Source organism: Klebsiella sp. GG_Kp175 (genome assembly GCF_040062325.1).
Classification (GTDB): domain Bacteria; phylum Pseudomonadota; class Gammaproteobacteria; order Enterobacterales; family Enterobacteriaceae; genus Klebsiella; species Klebsiella quasipneumoniae.
This window is the reverse complement of record NZ_JBEAFX010000001.1, coordinates 291774-310017: the sequence shown is the minus strand read 5'-3', so window position 1 is coordinate 310017 and position 18244 is coordinate 291774. Positions and strand designations below refer to the sequence as shown.

Below are 18244 nucleotides of genomic sequence, written 5' to 3'. Positions count from 1 at the left end.
CTCAGTCGCACCAGTGGTTGACGCTATTACCCGTCGCCAGATAAATGCTCTTTTGCTGCATCCAGGCCTTCAGCCCCTGGATCCCTTTTTCGCGGCCCAGACCGCTCTCTTTAAAGCCCCCAAACGGGGTCGAAATGGAGAAAACTTTGTAGGTGTTGATCCACACCGTACCGGCTTCCAGCTGCTCGCTCAGACGCAGCGCGCGGCCGGTATCGCGCGTCCAGATCCCCGCCGCCAGCCCAAAGACCGAATCATTGGCCTCACGGATTAACGCCGCTTCATCGCGAAAACGCATCGCCACCAGTACCGGCCCGAAGATCTCTTCCTGGCAAACGCGGGCCTGATTGTTCAGCCCTTCAATGATGGTCGGCAGGAAATAGCTGCCTGCCGCCAGCGTCGGATCCGCCGGGATCTCGCCGCCGCATAGCACCCTGCCGCCCTCGCGTTTCGCCAGCTCGACGTACTCCTGCACGCTCTGGCGGTGTTTATCGTTGATCAGCGGCCCGACGTGGGTGCCAGCGTTGAACGGGTGACCAACCCGCAGCCCTTGGGTTAACTCCAGCAGGCGGGCCATTAATTGCGGGTACACTCTGTCATGAACAAACAGCCGCGAGCCGGCAATACAGGCCTGGCCGCCGGAGCTGAAAATGCCGTAGCAGATGCCCCGCGCCGCCTGTTCGATATCGGCATCTTCCAGCACGATGGTCGGTGATTTGCCGCCCAGCTCCAGCGACGCCGGGATCAGTTTTTCCGCCGCCACATGCGCCAGGTGACGTCCGGTGGTGGTGCCGCCGGTAAAGGAAATTTTGCGCACCTTAGGATGGCGGGCCAGCGCATCGCCGATAATCGATCCTTTACCCGGCAGCACGCTCAGCAGTCCGGCGGGTAAACCGGCCTGCTCAAAGATCTTCGCCAGCTCCAGCGCCATCAGCGGCGTGGCTTCCGCCGGTTTGAGGATCACCGCATTTCCGGCGGCGATCGCCGGGGCCACCTTCTGCATTTCGCTGGCGATCGGCGAGTTCCACGGGGTGATCGCCGCCACCACGCCCAGCGGCTCATAGCGGCTCAGGGTCAATAGATCCGCCTGCCGCGGCGTCGGCAGCTCGCCTTCCAGCAGTTCACAGGCGGCGGCAAAATAGCGCGCCGTCCCCGCCGCGCTCATCACCAGTCCCCGCGCCTCAGCCAGCGGCTTACCGTTATCGCGGCTCTGCTTTTGGCTTAACTCATCAAGTTGCACCTCTATCAGTTCCGCGACCTTATGCAGGATCTTCGCCCGCTGATGCGGCAGCATCGCCCGCCACGTTGGCTCCCGCCAGGCGCGGTCGGCACAGTCGATCGCCTCCTGCAGATCATCGAGGCTTGCCGCATGCAGCGCCGCGTTAATAGCGCCATCCGCCGGAAACTGGCTGTGCATCAAATTGCCGCCGCCGCGACGCCACTGGCCGCCGATAAAAATGTCTAATTCGTCCATCTCAGCCTCTCTGCGTTATGCCAGTTCACGGCAGGCGCGTACCGCGCTCAGTGCCGCGAGGGTCGATGTTTTCGGATTGCTGGCGAGCGGCAGGCCGCTCAGCTCCAGGTGAAACTCGCCGAACAATCCTTCGGCGTGTAGCGTATGGGTGTTGCGTTGCGTAGCCGGATCGACCATCAGCTGTACCCGGGTCGCGTCAAGGCCGATACCGCCCAGCGCGATGGTTGCCGCCACGTTGGCATTCGCAGGGAATAACCGGGTCGCCTCGCGGGCGCTGCCCTCAAAGAAAATCTGCGCTTCATTGACCGCGCTGAGGTCGATAAGCTGTTCAGCATAGCTACCGCGCCAACTGGCCGGGCTTTTACGCGACCGATAGGTCACTCGTTCAAGCCCCCCCTCTTTCGCCGCCGCCAGGCCATCTATTCCGGCCACCGCGCCAGCCAGCAGCGTCAGCTTGCCACCCGCCTGGCGTAAACGCTGTTCCAGTTCGCTGTCCGCCAACGCACCGGTCGAGATCACCGCCAGATGCCAGCCGCGCGCCAGCACCGCTTCGCCGTACTGCGCGACCGCCTGCTGACTGGCGCATTCCAGCACCAGATCCGGCGTCCCACCGCATTGCAGCGGATCGGTAAGCGGCGTCACCGTTTGACCAAACTGCAGGCAGATCGCTGCGTGATGCGATTCACGCGCCACGATCCACTCCACCCTCACCTGCGGCGGCAGGCGTTCAATCACCGCCTGGGCCATCGCGCCATAGCCAATTAACATGACCTTTTTCATCATCTTTCCTTACAGATGGCGACAGAAACCGCCGGAAACGTCCAGCGCCGCGCCGGTGGTAAAGGAGGCCAGCGGCGAAGCGAGGAATAGCAGCGCTTGTGCTGGCTCCTGCGGCTTACCGAGACGCGCCATCGGGATCCCCCGCTTACGGGCGATATCGGCGGTCCACTGCTGCCAACTCTGGCTCTTATCGCTTCGGCTCTCAAAACGGCGCTGCCACTGCCCGGACTCCACCATCCCCAGCAGAATGGAATTCACTCGAATGCCTTTATCCACCAGCTCTTTCGACAGAGTCAGCGTCATATTGAGCAGCGCGGCGCGGGCGGCAGAGGTGGCGATCATGTGCTCTTCCGGCTGTAACGCCAGCAGCGAGTTCACACAGGTAATCGAGGCGATATCCGACGCCTCAAGCAGCGACTGAAAGGCCTTTACCGGGTTAATCACGCCGAACAGTTTCAGTTCGGCTTCGTGCAGCCAGGCCTCGCGTGGCGTATCGGCGAAGTGGGCGACATAGCCCTGGCCGGCGTTATTAATCAGCATATCGACGCCGCCGAAACGCGCGGCGACCGCGACGGCGAACGCCTCAACTTCCGCTTCGTTCAGTACGTCACAGCGCCAGGAGAACACCTCGCCTTCTGGATATTCGTTTTGCAGTGCTGCATAGGCGCTGGCCAGACGATCCGGGTTGCGGCCGCAAAAGGCGACCTTCGCCCCTTCGCCCAGCAACAGGCGCAGCGTTTCAAAGCCGATTCCTGACGAACCGCCGGTGACTACCGCGACGCGTCCTTCAATTTGTGCATTCATCGCGCACCTCTTCCCCTATGCGTAAAAGCTGTTGATTAAAAAAGATTTCGTTATCGAGATAGCTGGCATGCCCAGCCTGCGGGATGGCGATGTAAGGAGCGCCGTAACGCAGCGCCACTCCCTGCACTAACTCCGGTTGGGTAATGGCATCCTGCTCGCCGCACCACACGGAGAGACGACCGCGATAGTCGGCGAGCCAACGGTGAATGTCGTCATGAGCCAGCATCCAGGCCGCGGCGAGATAACCGTCGCGGCGTAGCCTGCGCATCCCCGCCGCCACCGTCGCCACATCAGCTTCGCGCGCGCCAGGGCGCAGAAGTTTTGCCGCTCGCCCCTGGGCCATCGCCTCGCCGCCTTGCGCTATCTGCTGCTGACGCCCTAGCCAGACGTTTTCCCGCTGTGCGACCTCCGCCTGACCGTAGCCCTGCGCGACGTCGGCCAGCACCAGATAAAGCACCCGCTGCGGATATTTCGCGGCGAAGGCAGCCGCCACCAACGCGCCCAGCGAATGGCCGACCAGTACGGTTTGTTCTACCCCGGCACGGTCCAGCATCAACGCCAGCGCGTCAGCGTAATCGCCAGCATCCGCCGGCGCCGCCGCCAGCATCGGGCTTTCGCCATAACCGGGCATATCCCAGGCCAGGACGCGGTAGCCGGGCAGCGCCATTTGTTTATGCCAGGAGGCTGCGCCGGAACTGATGCCGTGCAGCAGCGTCAGCGGTACCCCGCATCCTTGTTCACGAAAACCCGTCATCATCGCTCCTTAGTTACGCTTCACTTTTGACAACGGATGATCTTCCGGATAAGTCGGAACATGCGGTTTCGGCGTGCCCAGCATCACGCACATCAGCGCCTCCTCTTCGCCGTGGTTAAACAAACCGCGGTAAATTCCAGGCGGCACCGAGATCAGATCTCGTTCGCGCAGTACCGTTTCGGTATAGTTGTCGCCATCCTGAATCATCAGGGTGATCTGCCCTTTGAGCATGAAGAACACCTCTTCTACGTCATCATGCAGATGCAGCGGGCCTTCACATTTGGACGGCAACACCATGGTGGAAAAGGTGAAGTGCTCCGCCGGAACGGTGTTGGTATCGCTGGCGACGCCGGTGGCGCCGGTGCCGATGTAGCGCATCTGCGCGCGGCGATATTTGGGGTCGAAATCGGCCTGGAATTTCAGCGCATTCCAGTCGTATTTACGGCCTTCGAAGCGCGCGATACGCGACTCCACCCACTCTTCCATCGTCAAATGGTCAGGTTTCAAACTCTGTTTTGCAGTTACGGTTGAATCAGTCATCGTTTTATCCTCAGTAACGTCTCAGCAGCGGCAGTAACAGGGCGCAGCCCACCGCCGCCATCACTGCCAGAAAAATCAGCCCGGAATCCATGCTATGGGTGAAGGCGATAAGCGCGCCCATCACCGCCGGCGATAGCGCCCCGGCAAAGTTTCCCAGCCCGTTGAAAATCCCCCCCGCCGTGGCGCTGACCCGTGGATGGGTCGCTTTAGCCAGTAGGGCGAAAATGTTCGGCGCGCCGGTGCCCCACATAAAGGTGCTAAAGCTCATCGCCGCGATTACCGGCAGCGGCGTGGTGAAATGCATCACTGCCGCCAGGCCAATACCCGCGCCTGCCAGGGAAATAAAGCAGGCGGCGGCGCGCCTATCGACGCGGTCGGACAGCCAGGCGCCGATAATTTCGCCTAGCAACATGGCGATAAACGGCATCGACGACAGCCAGCCGGCGTGTTCCAGATGAATGCCTTTACCTTTAATCAGGTAGCCCGGTAGCCAGCCGTTGATCCCCCACAGATAGGCGAGAAAGGCGATGTTGAAGATGCAGATCATCCAAAAATGCGGACTCACAAAGAGCTCGCGACGCGCGCTGCGGCGCGCTTCCTGCGAGGTTTTATCGCTGCTCGCTCTCGCCTCCAGTTGCACGCCGCGCAGCCCGATGCGCACAAAAATCAGCACCGGTACCGTCAGCATCGCCATCACGAAAAATGTGCTCTGCCAGCCGAAAGTATTAAGTAGCCAAATTGACAGCGGGAATCCCAACGCTGCGCCAACCGGCGTGCCGAGCAGCCACAGCATGGTGGCGCGGGCCTGTAGCCGCTGCGGGAAGGTGTGGCGCACCACGGCAAACGCCAGCGGGAACAGCGGCCCTTCGGCGATGCCCAACAGGACGCGTAGCATCACCATCAGCGCGTAGTTGTGGGTGAAACCCATGATCACCATCAGGATGCACCACACCACCATCATTCCAGTCAGCAGACGCAGCGGCGCAATCCGGTCGCCAAGGCCGCTTAATAACACTGACGAGAAGCCGTAACTCAGCAAAAAGGCGCTCATCAGAATGCCCAGCCGGGTGGTGTCGAAATCGATGCCCATCGCCTGCTGGAAGTGACTATCGGAAAACAGCGCGGCGATACTGATTTTGTCGAAAAAAGCCAGCAGCACGCAGGCCAGCAGGGACAGCGGAATGGCCCAACGAACTGCTTTTTCAGGCGTGCGGACGCCCTCGCCGCTCGCCTCTGCAGGCGCGGCGTTGGTCTCTAATGTGGTCATTTCTCCCCCTTAAGGGTTCGCGTTACTTATCGCAATGACATCAGCGAGAAAGTCGGGTCAGCGAGCGGGACGTTAGAGAGATCCCTTCCCGCCGCCATCCAGCGCTTCGCCAGCTTCACGATACGTGCATTATTGAAGGCCACCAACTGAGTTAAGCGTCCATCGGCATTCAGGGAGAAGTAGATCGCGCCCTGCGGCTCGTCACGCACAATGGTGCGGCTGCCCGTCTGCGGGATCCCGAGGATCTGGATATTGCGATCGTATTGATCCGACCACAGCCAGGGCGCCTCGTCGTAGCCGCTGGCCTGCGGATCGAGCATCGCTTTCGCCGTTGCGATGGCCTGATTTTGCGCAAAGGCCCACGACTGAATGCACAGGCCGTACTGATGGTGCTGAGCGACATCGCCAGCGGCGAAAATCGCCGGATCGTTACTGCGCCCCTGGGCATTAACGACAATCCCGCGATCGACAGTGAGCCCGGCATCGCGCGCCAGTTCGAGATTCAGATCGACGCCGATCCCCACCACTACCGCATCGAAGGTTTCCCGCTGGCCGTCGCAGTGCAGAGTCGGCAGGCCGTTATCCTCTTCCAGCTCCAGCGCGCCGCAGCCGCCGCGAATCTCAACGCCCTGCTGGCGATGTAGTTGCGCCAGCGCCTGCGAGACCTCCATACTGACCGAGCGCATGCACAGCGCCGGCTGCTGCTCGTAAAGGGTTACGGCCACGTCGCTTTTGCGCGCCGAGGCGGCGATTTCGAGGCCAATCCAGCCGCCGCCAACGATCGCCAGCCGCGTTGCCGATGCCAGCCGCTGCTTCAGACGCTGCGCGTCCTGCCAGTGGCGCAGGGTATAAACCTGCGGATGCTGCGCCCAGCCCTCGGACGGCAGTCGCGCCCGGCCGCCGGTGGCGATCAACAGTTGGTCATATGCCAGCGTTTCACCGTTGCTCAGCGCCAGGGTTTTATTTTGCCGATCGATCGATTCCGCACGCAGCGGGCGATACCAGCGTAGGTTCAGCGCCTGCTGCGCCTCGGCGCTAAATAACCGCGGCAGCGCCGGTTCGGCCTCCAGCAACGCCGCCTTCGACAACGGCGGGCGCTCGTAAAAATCCCATTGCTCTTCGGCAACCACGCAAATCTCGCCGCTAAACCCTTCATCACGCAGCGTTTTCGCCGCCCAGCCGCCAGCCTGGCCGCCGCCGATAATGACAATCCGCGCCGTCATACCGCCTCCGGTTTTTTCTGCTGGCGACGGGTATCGTGATCGATACCGCCTTCCACCGCCCATTCGGTAAAGGACACGAGTGAATGCTCCAGCTCGCGCGGCTGCCAGTTTTCCGTCAGATAATCATCGTTGGTGTAGTACTCAAAAGCGCCGCCGGTCGGGCTGTTGACATACCAGAAGTAGGCCGAGGAGACCGGATGGCGACCTGGACCGATAAAAGTGCTCCACGCGTTTTTATTCATCGCAATGCCGCCGCCGATCACTTCATGAATATCCCGTACGGTAAACGCGACGTGGTTTAGCCCGCGCTTGCGGTTGGGCAACTGCAATAAGAAGAGGTTATGGTGGCCGCCGCGCACGCCGCAGCGCAGGAACACCGCGCGATTGATGTAACGGTCTGACACCTGGAAGCCGAGTACTTCGCGATAGAAACTTTCCACCGCCGCCAGCTCTTCAACAAAGAATACGACGTGGCCGACATTAATGGGCTGCGCGCGGTCGTATACCGGGCTCGGAGTGTCGATGCGACGCACATCGCCCCACTGGTTAATCGGCTCGACGTTCAGTTCCACCGCTGTTTGCTGGCTAACCTGCACCCGCAGCGTCATACCGTTAGGGTCACGACACTCCAGCGCGCCATCGATTTCACGGAAACCGGGCTGACGTTCCAGCTTCGGGCGCAGCGCATCCAGCGTCGCCCGATCCGCCACGCCCCAGGTCATGCGACGCAGGGTGTTGCCCGCCTCAAAAGCTGGCGGTAAGTCAGCGGCATCGGTTGGGTTAAGTTCGACGCGCGCGCCGCTAAGGGTGGCAAACGCGCGGCCGCTGGCGTCGGCGGTCAGGCCAAAATCGCGCATAAATTTGGCGCAGTGGTTCAGGTCGTCTACGCCAAATTCCAGCTTTTCAATTCCGGTAATACTCATTATTCGTCGCCTCTTTACCGTTCAGTCGCCCGAATTTGGGCGTAAGACATGCCCGACGCAATCAAGCGCCTGCTGTTAAGTTGTTGATTTAACTTGCCTGTGACAAATATCCGAGGAAGCCGGAAATTTTGTCCGCCGCCATACTGACGTCGTTCTGCAACCGCTCGCGATCGCTTTGCGGGATCTCGTCCGACGGCACCAGAATGCTGACGACCGCCGCCACCCGGCCGCTGCGGTCAAAGACCGGATAGACAATCGATGAGATGCCGTGGCGGTAGAACGATTCGCCAATCACGTAGCCGCGAGCTTTATCCTGCTGCACCATCTGCCACAGCGCTTCGCGGTCATGCAACTGGCCCGGCGTATTGCCCGGCAGCCGTTCATCCGGGAACAATTGTTCAAACTCGCTGCGAGAAACATCGGTCAGCAGCATGCGACCAAGCGAGGTGCAGTGCACCGGTAGCCGCGTTCCGACGCTGACCTGGTTGATACGCGAACCGGCGGCGCTGACGCGGGCGATGTAGATAATGTCGCGGCCGTCGCGGATCGCCAGATGGCTGCTGCACTGGCTGATATCGCGCAGTTGCTCGATGACCGGCTGACCCACCTGAGCGACATCCAGGGAGGCGATATATTCAAAGCCCAGACGCAGTACGTTCATGCCCAGCGAAAAGGTATTGGTGCGGGCGTTACGCTCGAGAAAGCCCATATATTCCAGCGTCTGCACCACGCGATAGGCGGTCGCTTTCGGCATATCCACCAGCCGATGCAGCTCGGCAAAGGTCAGATCGCGATGCTGTTCGCCAAACGCCAGCAGCAGTTGTAAACCGCGCTCCAGACCCGGTACCAGGTACTTCACTTCCTGATCGTTCGCCATACCGCCTCACTTGTTAGTTAAAGACAAAACCGCCGTTGACCGGGATCAGCTGGCCGGTGATAAAGCGCGAAAGATCGCTCAGCAGCCAGACCACGCTGCCGGTGACATCTTCCGGCTGCTGCGCGCCGCTGAGCGCGCGGCCGTTCTCATACAGCTGATGACGCTCGGCGGGAACGTATTCCGTGGCCTCAACGCGGGTCAGTCCCGGCGCGATGGCGTTGATACGGATCCGCTTTTCACCCAGTTCGCGGGCCATGGAACGGGTCATCGCAATCACCGCGCCCTTACTGGCGACATAGGCCATCAGCCGCGGCGCGCCCCACAGCGCGGTATCCGAAGCGACGTTGACGATCGCCGACCCTTCGCGCAGCAGCGGTACCGCCTCGCGGGTCACCAGCCAGGTGCCTTTGACATTGACCGTCATCACCCGATCCCACAGGTCCGGATCGTAATCGATCATATTTTTACCGCCGACGCCGGTGGCCATCGCCGCGTTATTGACTAAGCCATCGACAGGCCCCTGCGCACCGATGGCGCTGAAGACCTGCTCGATCGACGCTTGACTGGCAAGATCGATGGCGTGGGATTCGATCTGATAGCCCTTCTGCTGCAGGCGATGAGCGCTTTCCGCCAGCTCCCCCTGCAGGATGTCGCACATCACCACCGTCGCGCCCTGCGCGGCGCAGGCTTCGGCAAAGTGGTAGCCCAGGCCGCGCGCCGCGCCGGTGACGACAATACGTTTACCGTTTAGCAGGCCGTTCATCAGGCGGCACCCTGCTGCGCTTCGCGGAGCGCTAACTGCTCTTTCGCCGCTTTCTGCATCATGCGGCGCAGGCGGGACAAACCGACGTCATGTTGATAAAGGTATTCATGATCGCGGGCGTTCGGCGCCAGGCTCTCCAGCACCACGCGATCCTGCTCCAGTACTTCCCAGTGCAGTTTTTCCAGACGGTTGCGGTACATAAAGCGCCACAGATCGCGCTGCCAGCCCTGTACGCCGCGGATGCGCCAGAAGAAAACGCGGCAGTTGTCGTTATCTTCCGGAACCACCATGCCGACGATCCAGAAGTGGCCGCCCGGCCCGAAACGCTTTTTGTACGGAATAGACAGGCGCATCCAGTAGGCGCCGCTGTTGCCCAGTTCAACCCAGTCAAAGTTGACGCCGCTCTGCCCTTTTTTCTCGAAGATAAAGCCGGTTTTCGTCGGCTGCAGCACCATATCGGCTTTGCGATCGCCTTCCGCCATCGAGTGCGATGACGAGTGCAGATAGGTACCGTGCATCGGGTCCATCACGTTTTCCAGCGCGTACTGGTAGTTGCATTTCCACGCCGCGGTGCACAGGAAGTGACTGTATTTTTTGTGGTCGGCCAGCTCCTCCGGGAAGCTCAGTTCATCAGGCTGCTGGTCGGCGGTGACGCCGAACCACAGGAAGATTGCCCCGTGCGCTTCCTGCACGTTGTAGCTGCGCACGCACTGCTGGCCGACCAGCGGGCAGCGGTCCACCGCCGGGACGTCTTTCACTTCGCCGTTGCCGGCGACTTCCACGCCGTGGTACCAGCAGGCGATACGATCGCCTAAGTTCCAGCCCATCGACAGGCGCGCGCCGCGATGCGGGCAGCGGTCTTCCAGGGCCTGCACCTGACCGTCTTTATTCCGCCAGACCACGATCTGCTCGCCGAGACGGGTAATGCCTACCGGCGCAGACTGCACTTCCCAGCTCGCCAGCACCGGATACCACAAACCGCGCAACCCTTTATCAAGATAGTTTTGTACCGTTGTCGTCATCGCTGTATCCTCAGTAACCGTTGACCTGTAAGAATGCCTGGAAACTGCTTTCGCTCCATGGTTCGCCCTGCTGGTCATGCATCCTGACGCCATTGAGGCCGTTCACCAGCTCACCGAGGCTTTCCGCGCCCTGCTCGAACAGCGTTTCCAGAGTGGCGATAAGCTGCAGTTCCCAGTTTTCCGGCATCCGGCTGCGGGTTTGCCAGATCAGATTGGGATAGTCGCCGGGCTTATGGATATTGCCGTTTCCACCTTCCGCCGGTGGCGTAAACTGGCGGCTTTCCGGTAGCGCCGGGTTGAAATCCAGGGATTCGCTCATGCCACGTTCTCCTCGATAAAGGTAATCTGGATCTGATTGTCATATACCCGCACCGGGTAACGATTAAGGTTGCGACCGCCGGGGCCATGCAGGCACTGGCCGGTTTTCACGTCGAATACCGCCTCATGCAGCGGGCATTCCACTTTGCCATCTTCGACAAAGCCCTGGCTCAGGAGCGCATAGGCGTGAGGACAAACGTCTTCCAGCGCGTAATATTCACCATCAATCAGATAAATGCCGATCTCCTTACCGTCGATATTGCCGCTATATGGAAAATCTTCTTGTACTTGCTCCGCGTCACATACGCCTATCCAGCTCATCACAATCCTCCAGGCCGTTGTTTCATATATGAAACTGTGTTTCTTATTTAATACGACCAATATAAAAGCGGCGAATGTTTCGTCAAGCGTTAATGTGACGAACTTGTTAATGAATGGCTTTTAAATTAGCTAAGTGTGCAATTGATCACGAAAAACTGCATTCAGATGAAATGATGATATTTAAAGCGGTGATCCATTATAAATAAAAATTCCGATTTAAATTTCACATACGACTATTGACTTCTTTTCAAATCGATCATTAAAAATGGGCGACAGCGGAAACCATGGTGTTTCACCCATGAAACAAAATTTATTTATTAGTTTAAAAACAATGAGTTTCACAGGTGAACCATTTTACTCATGTAACTATTTCTGGCGTTAAAAAATAATAACTGGCAATCATTAAATTAAGCGTGGAGACAACGAATGGCGGCAAGATGGCAAGGGGTAATAGCATTACTTTTGTTAATAATTATTTCCTACGTCGATCGGGTAAATATCTCGGTGATGATCCTTAACCCGGAATTCGCTGCCCACTTCCAGTTAAATGAAAACAGAATGTTACAAGGCATGCTAATGACATGCTTTCTTCTGGGTTATGGGTTTTCGGCATTATTATTAACACCAGTTATAGAAAGTAGATGGCATTATCGTCAGGGGCTGTTAATCAGCATCGTTATATGGGCGCTGGTGTGCGCCATTTCCCCATTACTCGGTTCACTGGTGGGAATGTTAATCGCGCGCATCGTGCTTGGCGTGGCGGAGGGACCGCTGTTTTCACTGAAAACGCGCTTTATCAACGACAACTTCGCCGCCGATGAAATCGGCAAACCGAATGCGGTAACCGCCCTTGGCGTATCGTTGGGGCTAGCGGTAGGCTTCCCGCTGGTCACCTGGCTGATGGCGCACGTTGGCTGGATCGGTTCCTTCTACGTGCTGGCGCTGCTTAACCTGCTGCTCGGCGGCGGATTAATCTGGCGGTTTCTCCCCGCGCCAAAAGTGACTGCACAGCGCGCGAAGCCTGGCTTTAGCCAAACTTTTGCCCTCGCCTGGCGTACGCCGCTGCTTGGCTGGATCCTGCTGGTAGAAATTGCCACCCTCAGCTATCTGTGGGGGAGTAGCGCCTGGCTGCCAGCCTGGCTGCGCGATGAGCATCATTTCTCGCTACAGGCCACCGGCCTGCTGGCGGCTGTCCCCTTTCTGTTAAGCCTGGGCTCAAAGTTCCTTGGCGGCGTGATCCTCGACAAAATGCGCCCGGAGCAGGCGCCGCTGTTGTTTATTATTGGCGGTCTACTCACCGCCGGTTCCGTGCTGGCGCTAATCCTCAGCGAACAGCCGGCGATGCTGGCGCTGTTTATGCTGGCGGCGAACGTGTTCTGGGGATTACAGGGGGCAGCGATCCCCGCGGTGGTTCAGCATCACGCCCCGCGCGAAGCGGTGGGCAGCGCCTATGGCATCATTAACGGCATTGGCAACATCTGCGCGGCGTTTATTCCGCTGCTGATGGGAGTGGTAATGAAATCAGTGGGATCGGTCAGTTCAGGTTTTTCCGTACTGGTGGCATCGCAGCTGATTACGCTGTGCGCCGGCGGCGCACTGCTGCTGCGCATGCGTCGCGCAGCAGCAGTAAACGCGTCTATACCCTAAATAAGTTGCAGGACAAAACGGCTAGCCGTTTTGAACAGCGCTTGCGCTGGCCCTGTAAGGACGAGGCCCAGGGATGGGCCGAGTTATTGCCCACGCCTATGCAACTTGAAATATGACGGGAACAGATTTATTCGCCCTTCTTCGCCGCCTGGATGTACAGCATCTCCAGCGCCAGAGTCGCCGCCGCCAGGGCGGTGATTTCGGACTGATCGTAGGCCGGGGCGACTTCCACCACGTCCATCCCGACGATGTTCAGATCCTTCAGGCCGCGCACCAGCTTGATCGCGCGGTCGGAAGTCAGCCCGCCGATCACCGGGGTACCGGTTCCTGGCGCAAACGCCGGATCCAGGCAGTCGATATCAAAGGTCAGGTACACCGGCATATCGCCAACGATCTGCTTCACCTGGGCAATCACTTCATCGACGCTGCGGTCGTTAACCTGGCCCGCATCAAGCACGGTGAAACCGTTATCTTTATCGAATTCGGTGCGAATACCGATCTGTACGGAGTGGTTGGGATCGATAAGCCCTTCGTTCGGCGCGGTGTAGAACATGGTGCCGTGGTCGAACTCGCAGCCGTTGGCGTAGGTATCGGTGTGGGCATCGAAGTGCACCAGCGCCATTTTACCGAAGTGTTTGGCGTGGGCGCGCAGCAGCGGCAGCGTAACAAAGTGGTCGCCGCCAAAGGAGAGCATGCGCTTGCCGGCCGCCAGCAGCTTCTCGGCGTGGGCCTGCAGCTTCTCGCTCATTTCGCGCGCGTCGCCGAAGGCATACACCAGATCCCCGCAGTCAACCACGTTCAGGCGTTCGCGCATGTCGAAGTTCCACGGAAAACGGTTGTGCTCCCAGGCGAGATTGGTGGACACCTGACGGATCGCCGCCGGGCCATGACGGCCGCCCGCGCGCCCAGAGGTCGCCATATCGAACGGTACGCCGGTGATGACCCAGTCAGCATCGCTGTCGTAAGGCATGAAATTCATTGGTAAACGCAGGAAGCCAAAGGCATTGGATACCAGGGAGTTATCGTATTGATGACCTAAAGTGCTCATGGATATGACCTCTTTTCACAGTCGTGGAACGTAAAAAATAAGTATAAAAAAACCCCTCCGCGTCGTTAGGCCCGACGAGGAAGGGTTTGATAGATAAATCGCTTATTGGCGTGAATTATCGCCGGTAATGCATACGGGTTCAAGTGAGTATCGCCGTCTGCCGGATGACGGCTTCGCCTTATGCGGCCGACATACGCAGGCCCGGTCAGCGCAGCGCCACCGGGCATCAGCGGCTACTCGTCTTCCAGATAAGTGTACCCGTACAGACCCGCCTCGAACTCTTCGAGGAATTGCTGCTGCAGCGCGTCGTCCAGGCCGGTGTTTTTCACCTGATCGCGGAACTGGGTCAGCAGCGTGTTTGGATCCAGCTGCACGTACTGCAGCATATCCGCCACGGTATCGCCCTCGTCGGACAGCTCAACCTCAACGCTGCCGTCAGGGAAGACAAACACGTCCACCGCCTCGGTATCGCCGAACAGGTTGTGCATGTTGCCAAGGATTTCCTGATAGGCGCCGACCATAAAGAAGCCCAGCATCGGCGGGTTCTCCGGGTCATATTCCGGCATCGGCATGGTGGTGGCGATCCCGTCGCCGTCCACGTAGTGATCGATGGCGCCGTCAGAGTCGCAAGTGATGTCCAGCAGCACCGCGCGGCGTTCCGGCGACTTGTTCAGCCCTTCCAGCGGCATCACCGGGAACAGCTGATCGATCCCCCACGCATCCGGCATCGACTGGAACAGCGAGAAGTTGACGTAGATTTTATCCGCCATGCGCTCCTGCAGCTCATCGATAATCGGACGATGAGCGCGGTTGCTCGGGTCGAGTTGCTTCTGCACTTCATGACACATGTTCAGATACAGCTGTTCTGCCCAGGCGCGCTCCTGCAGGTTGAAAGTGCCGGAGGAGTAGCCGATATGGATATCGTGCAGGTCCATCTGGCTGTCGTGCAGCCATTCGCGCAGCGAGCGGCGATTGCCGGTTTCGTGCATCTCCAGCCAGGTTTCCCACATGCTCTGCAGCGGACGCGCGGCGTCTTCCGCCGGCGGGGTCGCCTCGGTGTATTCGTTGCGCTCCACGCCGATGATATTGGAAACCAGCACGGTGTGGTGCGCGGTCACCGCGCGGCCGGACTCGGTGATGACCGTCGGGTGCGGCAGGCCGTTCTCTTCGCAGGCGTCGCCGATGGCCCAGATAATATTGTTAGCGTATTCGTTCAGGCCGTAGTTCACCGAGCAGTCGGACTGCGAGCGGGTTCCTTCGTAATCCACACCCAGGCCACCGCCAACGTCGAAGCACTGGATATTAACGCCCAGCTTATGCAACTCGACGTAGAAACGCGCCGATTCACGCACGCCGGTGGCGATATCGCGAATGTTGGCCATCTGCGAGCCGAGGTGGAAGTGCAGCAGTTGCAGACTGTCGAGGTGCCCTGCGGCACGCAGGATCTCCACCAGCTGCAGAACCTGGGTGGCCGCGAGACCGAACTTAGACTTCTCACCGCCGGAGGACTGCCATTTACCGGACCCCTGCGAGGCCAGACGCGCACGCACGCCAAGGCGCGGCACCACGTTCAGGCGCTCGGCTTCTTCCAGCACGATGGCAATTTCCGACATCTTCTCGATGACCAGATAGACCTTGTGGCCCATCTTCTCGCCCACCAGCGCCAGACGGATGTATTCGCGGTCTTTATAACCGTTACAGACGATGACGCTGCGGGTCATCCCGGCGTGCGCCAGCACGGCCATCAGTTCCGCTTTCGAACCGGCTTCCAGACCCAGCGGCTCGCCGGAATGGATCAGCGATTCGATGACGCGACGATGCTGGTTCACCTTGATCGGGTAGACCAGGAAGTAATCGCCGTTATAGCCGTAGGATTCGCGCGCGCGCTTGAACGCGGCGTTGATTGAGCGCAGGCGGTGCTGCAGGATCTGCGGGAAGCAGAACAGCGCCGGCAAGCGCTGCCCTTGCGCTTCGCGCGCTTTGACTAATTCAGCGAGATCAACGCGCGCTTCCGGGACGTCCGGATCCGGGCAAACGCTGATGTGGCCCAGTTCGTTGACGTCATAATAGTTATTGCCCCACCAGGCAATATTATAAGTACGCAGCATCTTGCTGGCTTCCTGGGAGCTCATCGCTACCTCCTGCATGGAACGTAGTACACCGTGTTCGCCTGCTGACGAAGGCGAAACCATAGACATGTCGTCAGACATAGCGAACCTCAATTTTTAATAATAAGTGTAAGACAGTTAACTACTATCGCAGTCCAAAGATGCGATAACAACCCATGAACAGTCCTAAAGCCCAGCACTATCTGCTGGTTTTGCGACTGCGCGACCGGTTTCTTATTCATATCATCGTAAAACACGTAGCCGAACAGAGTATGACAGTCCGGAGAAACCACGAGAAAACTCTTGCCTGGCAAGAGCGCCCTTGTTCAGTTTTCTGACGGCCGACCGGCCCTGGAATCCTGAGAAGCGCCGAGATGGGGTGAACATCGGCTGGTTTGCATGAGAGAGATGCAGGTTGCGGAGTGCTGACGCGCGACAGAACGACGCGACGAAACAAGCGAAAAACGTTGGTTCATTATCTGGTATCACCTCCACACCGCCCTGCGACAGGGTCGGCGACAAGCCAAAGCTATACATACCGGGCAACAAGCGCTATGCCGTTGCGAGATTCTGTAAATACAGACTGCTTAACCCGGCTGGAAGTGGCACCACAGGGCCATGCCCCGTGCGCTTTTTTAATGAGCCGCGCGCGGCGTTTTATACCGAGAAGCGGGGTAAAAAGCAAAATAAAAATGTGCCCGTTTGCGCGGTTGTCAGGAAATTTTGCCAGGCGAGTTTTTCGATAAATGCGACCGCCATCAAAAAAGGCTGGAAATAGGCTCAAGATTTGACCTAAAATGGCCGTCCAGAAGTTAATCCGTCTATACTGATTAACACTCAGACTGCTCGTGTCGCTACCTGCGCGGCTTTGCGCTGATTATCCACCAAAGCCACATTACACAACAGTATGAGCTATCCGAATCGTCCACAGGTGAAATAAAATATGGCAAAACACCTTTTTACGTCTGAGTCCGTATCAGAAGGGCATCCTGACAAAATTGCTGACCAAATCTCCGATGCCGTGCTGGATGCGATCCTCGAGCAGGATCCGAAAGCGCGTGTCGCATGTGAAACCTATGTCAAAACTGGCATGGTGCTGGTAGGCGGCGAAATCACCACCAGCGCATGGGTTGACATCGAAGAGATCACCCGCAACACCGTCCGCGAAATTGGCTACGTGCATTCCGATATGGGCTTTGACGCCAACTCGTGTGCCGTACTGAGCGCCATTGGTAAACAGTCTCCGGACATCAACCAGGGCGTTGACCGTGCCGATCCGCTGGAACAGGGCGCAGGCGACCAGGGGCTGATGTTTGGCTACGCCACCAACGAAACCGACGTGCTGATGCCGGCGCCGGTGACCTACGCTCACCGTCTGGTGCAGCGCCAGGCTGAAGTACGTAAAAACGGCACCCTGCCGTGGCTGCGTCCGGATGCGAAAAGCCAGGTGACCTTCCAGTATGACGACGGCAAAATCGTCGGCATCGACGCGGTGGTGCTGTCCACGCAGCACGCCGAAGATATCGACCAGAAATCGCTGCAGGAAGCGGTGATGGAAGAGATCATCAAACCGATTCTGCCGACCGAATGGCTGAGCGCGTCCACCAAATTCTTCATCAACCCGACCGGCCGTTTCGTCATCGGCGGCCCGATGGGCGATTGCGGTCTGACCGGTCGTAAGATCATCGTCGATACCTACGGCGGCATGGCTCGTCACGGCGGCGGCGCGTTCTCCGGTAAGGATCCGTCTAAAGTTGACCGTTCTGCAGCCTATGCGGCTCGCTATGTAGCGAAAAACATCGTTGCCGCAGGCCTGGCTGACCGTTGCGAAATTCAGGTTTCCTACGCCATCGGCGTTGCAGAGCCGACGTCCATCATGGTGGAAACCTTTGGTACTGAAAAAGTGCCTTCTGAACAGCTGACCCTGCTGGTGCGCGAGTTCTTCGACCTGCGTCCGTACGGCCTGATTCAGATGCTGGATCTGCTGCACCCGATCTACAAAGAAACCGCTGCCTACGGTCACTTTGGTCGCGAACATTTCCCTTGGGAAAAAACCGACAAAGCGGCCCTGCTGCGCGAAGCGGCCGGTCTGAAATAATCTCTCCGCTTCCTCTCTTTAAGGCCAGCCTCGCGCTGGCCTTTTTATTCCCTGACCTTCCCTGCCGTACCTTGCTTCAACGTAGCGCAACATCTCAATGAAAGCGATTACATTATGGTAATGGTCGATTGCTGCCTGCGTGCGTCATCTCATCGGCGTATTTTTCACAATGTTACATATTGTTTCGGTTAACTCTGATTACCGTTTTTCAAATTGTCGACTATCCTTGTTTATATTGCTGATTTAAAAAGCATTTAATGAATTACGTTTCTTTACCTTT

18 protein-coding genes are annotated in these 18244 nt (G+C 58.5%); 2 read left to right on the top strand and 16 right to left on the bottom strand.

Annotated features, from left to right (window positions below; translation table 11 throughout):
- Window position 1: 1 nt before the first annotated feature.
- The 13 genes from ABLU73_RS01600 to ABLU73_RS01540 all read right to left on the bottom strand — a co-directional run bounded on the left by ABLU73_RS01600 (window position 2) and on the right by ABLU73_RS01540 (window position 11063).
- On the bottom strand, window positions 2-1471 hold the full coding sequence (locus ABLU73_RS01600) for an aldehyde dehydrogenase (RefSeq protein WP_053809962.1): 1470 nt from the start codon (window positions 1469-1471) through the stop codon (window positions 2-4).
- Between the two features lie 15 nt (window positions 1472-1486).
- Window positions 1487-2251, bottom strand: a complete 765-nt coding sequence (locus tag ABLU73_RS01595; protein ID WP_264923608.1) for an aspartate dehydrogenase — start codon at window positions 2249-2251, stop codon at window positions 1487-1489.
- Between the two features lie 9 nt (window positions 2252-2260).
- Complete coding sequence (locus ABLU73_RS01590) at window positions 2261-3055, bottom strand: SDR family oxidoreductase (protein ID WP_004205151.1); 795 nt, start codon at window positions 3053-3055, stop codon at window positions 2261-2263.
- Window positions 3039-3809: an alpha/beta hydrolase gene (locus ABLU73_RS01585; protein ID WP_017899776.1), complete on the bottom strand. Its 771-nt coding sequence runs from the start codon at window positions 3807-3809 to the stop codon at window positions 3039-3041. The genes ABLU73_RS01590 and ABLU73_RS01585 overlap by 17 nt, the downstream gene beginning before the upstream one ends.
- Window positions 3810-3818: 9 nt before the next feature.
- A complete protein-coding gene (locus tag ABLU73_RS01580) occupies window positions 3819-4349 on the bottom strand; it encodes a cupin domain-containing protein (protein WP_025999198.1) in 531 nt (176 codons plus the stop codon).
- A 10-nt stretch (window positions 4350-4359) separates the two neighbouring features.
- Window positions 4360-5616, bottom strand: a complete 1257-nt coding sequence (locus ABLU73_RS01575) for an MFS transporter (protein WP_004205154.1) — start codon at window positions 5614-5616, stop codon at window positions 4360-4362.
- A 26-nt stretch (window positions 5617-5642) separates the two neighbouring features.
- Complete coding sequence (locus ABLU73_RS01570; RefSeq protein ID WP_348850023.1) at window positions 5643-6839, bottom strand: FAD-dependent oxidoreductase; 1197 nt, start codon at window positions 6837-6839, stop codon at window positions 5643-5645.
- Window positions 6836-7762: a VOC family protein gene (locus ABLU73_RS01565; RefSeq protein ID WP_064178210.1), complete on the bottom strand. Its 927-nt coding sequence runs from the start codon at window positions 7760-7762 to the stop codon at window positions 6836-6838. The genes ABLU73_RS01570 and ABLU73_RS01565 overlap by 4 nt, the downstream gene beginning before the upstream one ends.
- 88 nt (window positions 7763-7850) lie before the next feature.
- Complete coding sequence (locus tag ABLU73_RS01560; protein WP_004205158.1) at window positions 7851-8639, bottom strand: IclR family transcriptional regulator; 789 nt, start codon at window positions 8637-8639, stop codon at window positions 7851-7853.
- A 13-nt stretch (window positions 8640-8652) separates the two neighbouring features.
- Complete coding sequence (locus ABLU73_RS01555) at window positions 8653-9402, bottom strand: SDR family oxidoreductase (RefSeq protein WP_057212961.1); 750 nt, start codon at window positions 9400-9402, stop codon at window positions 8653-8655.
- Window positions 9402-10424, bottom strand: a complete 1023-nt coding sequence (locus tag ABLU73_RS01550; RefSeq protein ID WP_004205160.1) for an aromatic ring-hydroxylating dioxygenase subunit alpha — start codon at window positions 10422-10424, stop codon at window positions 9402-9404. Before ABLU73_RS01550 ends, ABLU73_RS01555 begins: the two co-directional genes overlap by 1 nt.
- Before the next feature lie 10 nt (window positions 10425-10434).
- Window positions 10435-10743, bottom strand: a complete 309-nt coding sequence (locus ABLU73_RS01545) for a recombinase-like helix-turn-helix domain-containing protein (RefSeq protein ID WP_348850022.1) — start codon at window positions 10741-10743, stop codon at window positions 10435-10437.
- Window positions 10740-11063 (bottom strand): non-heme iron oxygenase ferredoxin subunit, encoded by a 324-nt coding sequence (locus ABLU73_RS01540; protein WP_004151769.1) that lies wholly within the window; start codon window positions 11061-11063, stop codon window positions 10740-10742. Before ABLU73_RS01540 ends, ABLU73_RS01545 begins: the two co-directional genes overlap by 4 nt.
- A gap of 426 nt (window positions 11064-11489) precedes the next feature.
- Here ABLU73_RS01540 and ABLU73_RS01535 point away from each other — a divergent pair, with 426 nt between their 5' ends.
- A complete protein-coding gene (locus ABLU73_RS01535; RefSeq protein WP_048295587.1) occupies window positions 11490-12710 on the top strand; it encodes an MFS transporter in 1221 nt (406 codons plus the stop codon).
- Window positions 12711-12837: 127 nt separating this feature from the next.
- Here the strand turns inward: ABLU73_RS01535 and speB are convergent, their stop codons facing one another.
- The 3 genes from speB to yqgB all read right to left on the bottom strand — a co-directional run bounded on the left by speB (window position 12838) and on the right by yqgB (window position 16108).
- The gene (gene speB, locus ABLU73_RS01530; protein ID WP_049116095.1) at window positions 12838-13758 is read right to left on the bottom strand and encodes an agmatinase; all 921 of its coding nucleotides are present in this window, start codon (window positions 13756-13758) and stop codon (window positions 12838-12840) included.
- A 233-nt stretch (window positions 13759-13991) separates the two neighbouring features.
- Window positions 13992-15968: a biosynthetic arginine decarboxylase gene (gene speA / locus ABLU73_RS01525; protein ID WP_004205167.1), complete on the bottom strand. Its 1977-nt coding sequence runs from the start codon at window positions 15966-15968 to the stop codon at window positions 13992-13994.
- An 8-nt stretch (window positions 15969-15976) separates the two neighbouring features.
- The gene (gene yqgB, locus ABLU73_RS01520) at window positions 15977-16108 is read right to left on the bottom strand and encodes an acid stress response protein YqgB (protein WP_002916578.1); all 132 of its coding nucleotides are present in this window, start codon (window positions 16106-16108) and stop codon (window positions 15977-15979) included.
- Between the two features lie 701 nt (window positions 16109-16809).
- On the opposite strand from yqgB, the gene metK reads away from it, so the two are divergent.
- The gene (metK, locus tag ABLU73_RS01515; RefSeq protein ID WP_004205170.1) at window positions 16810-17964 is read left to right on the top strand and encodes a methionine adenosyltransferase; all 1155 of its coding nucleotides are present in this window, start codon (window positions 16810-16812) and stop codon (window positions 17962-17964) included.
- The last annotated feature ends 280 nt before the right edge of the window (window positions 17965-18244 follow it).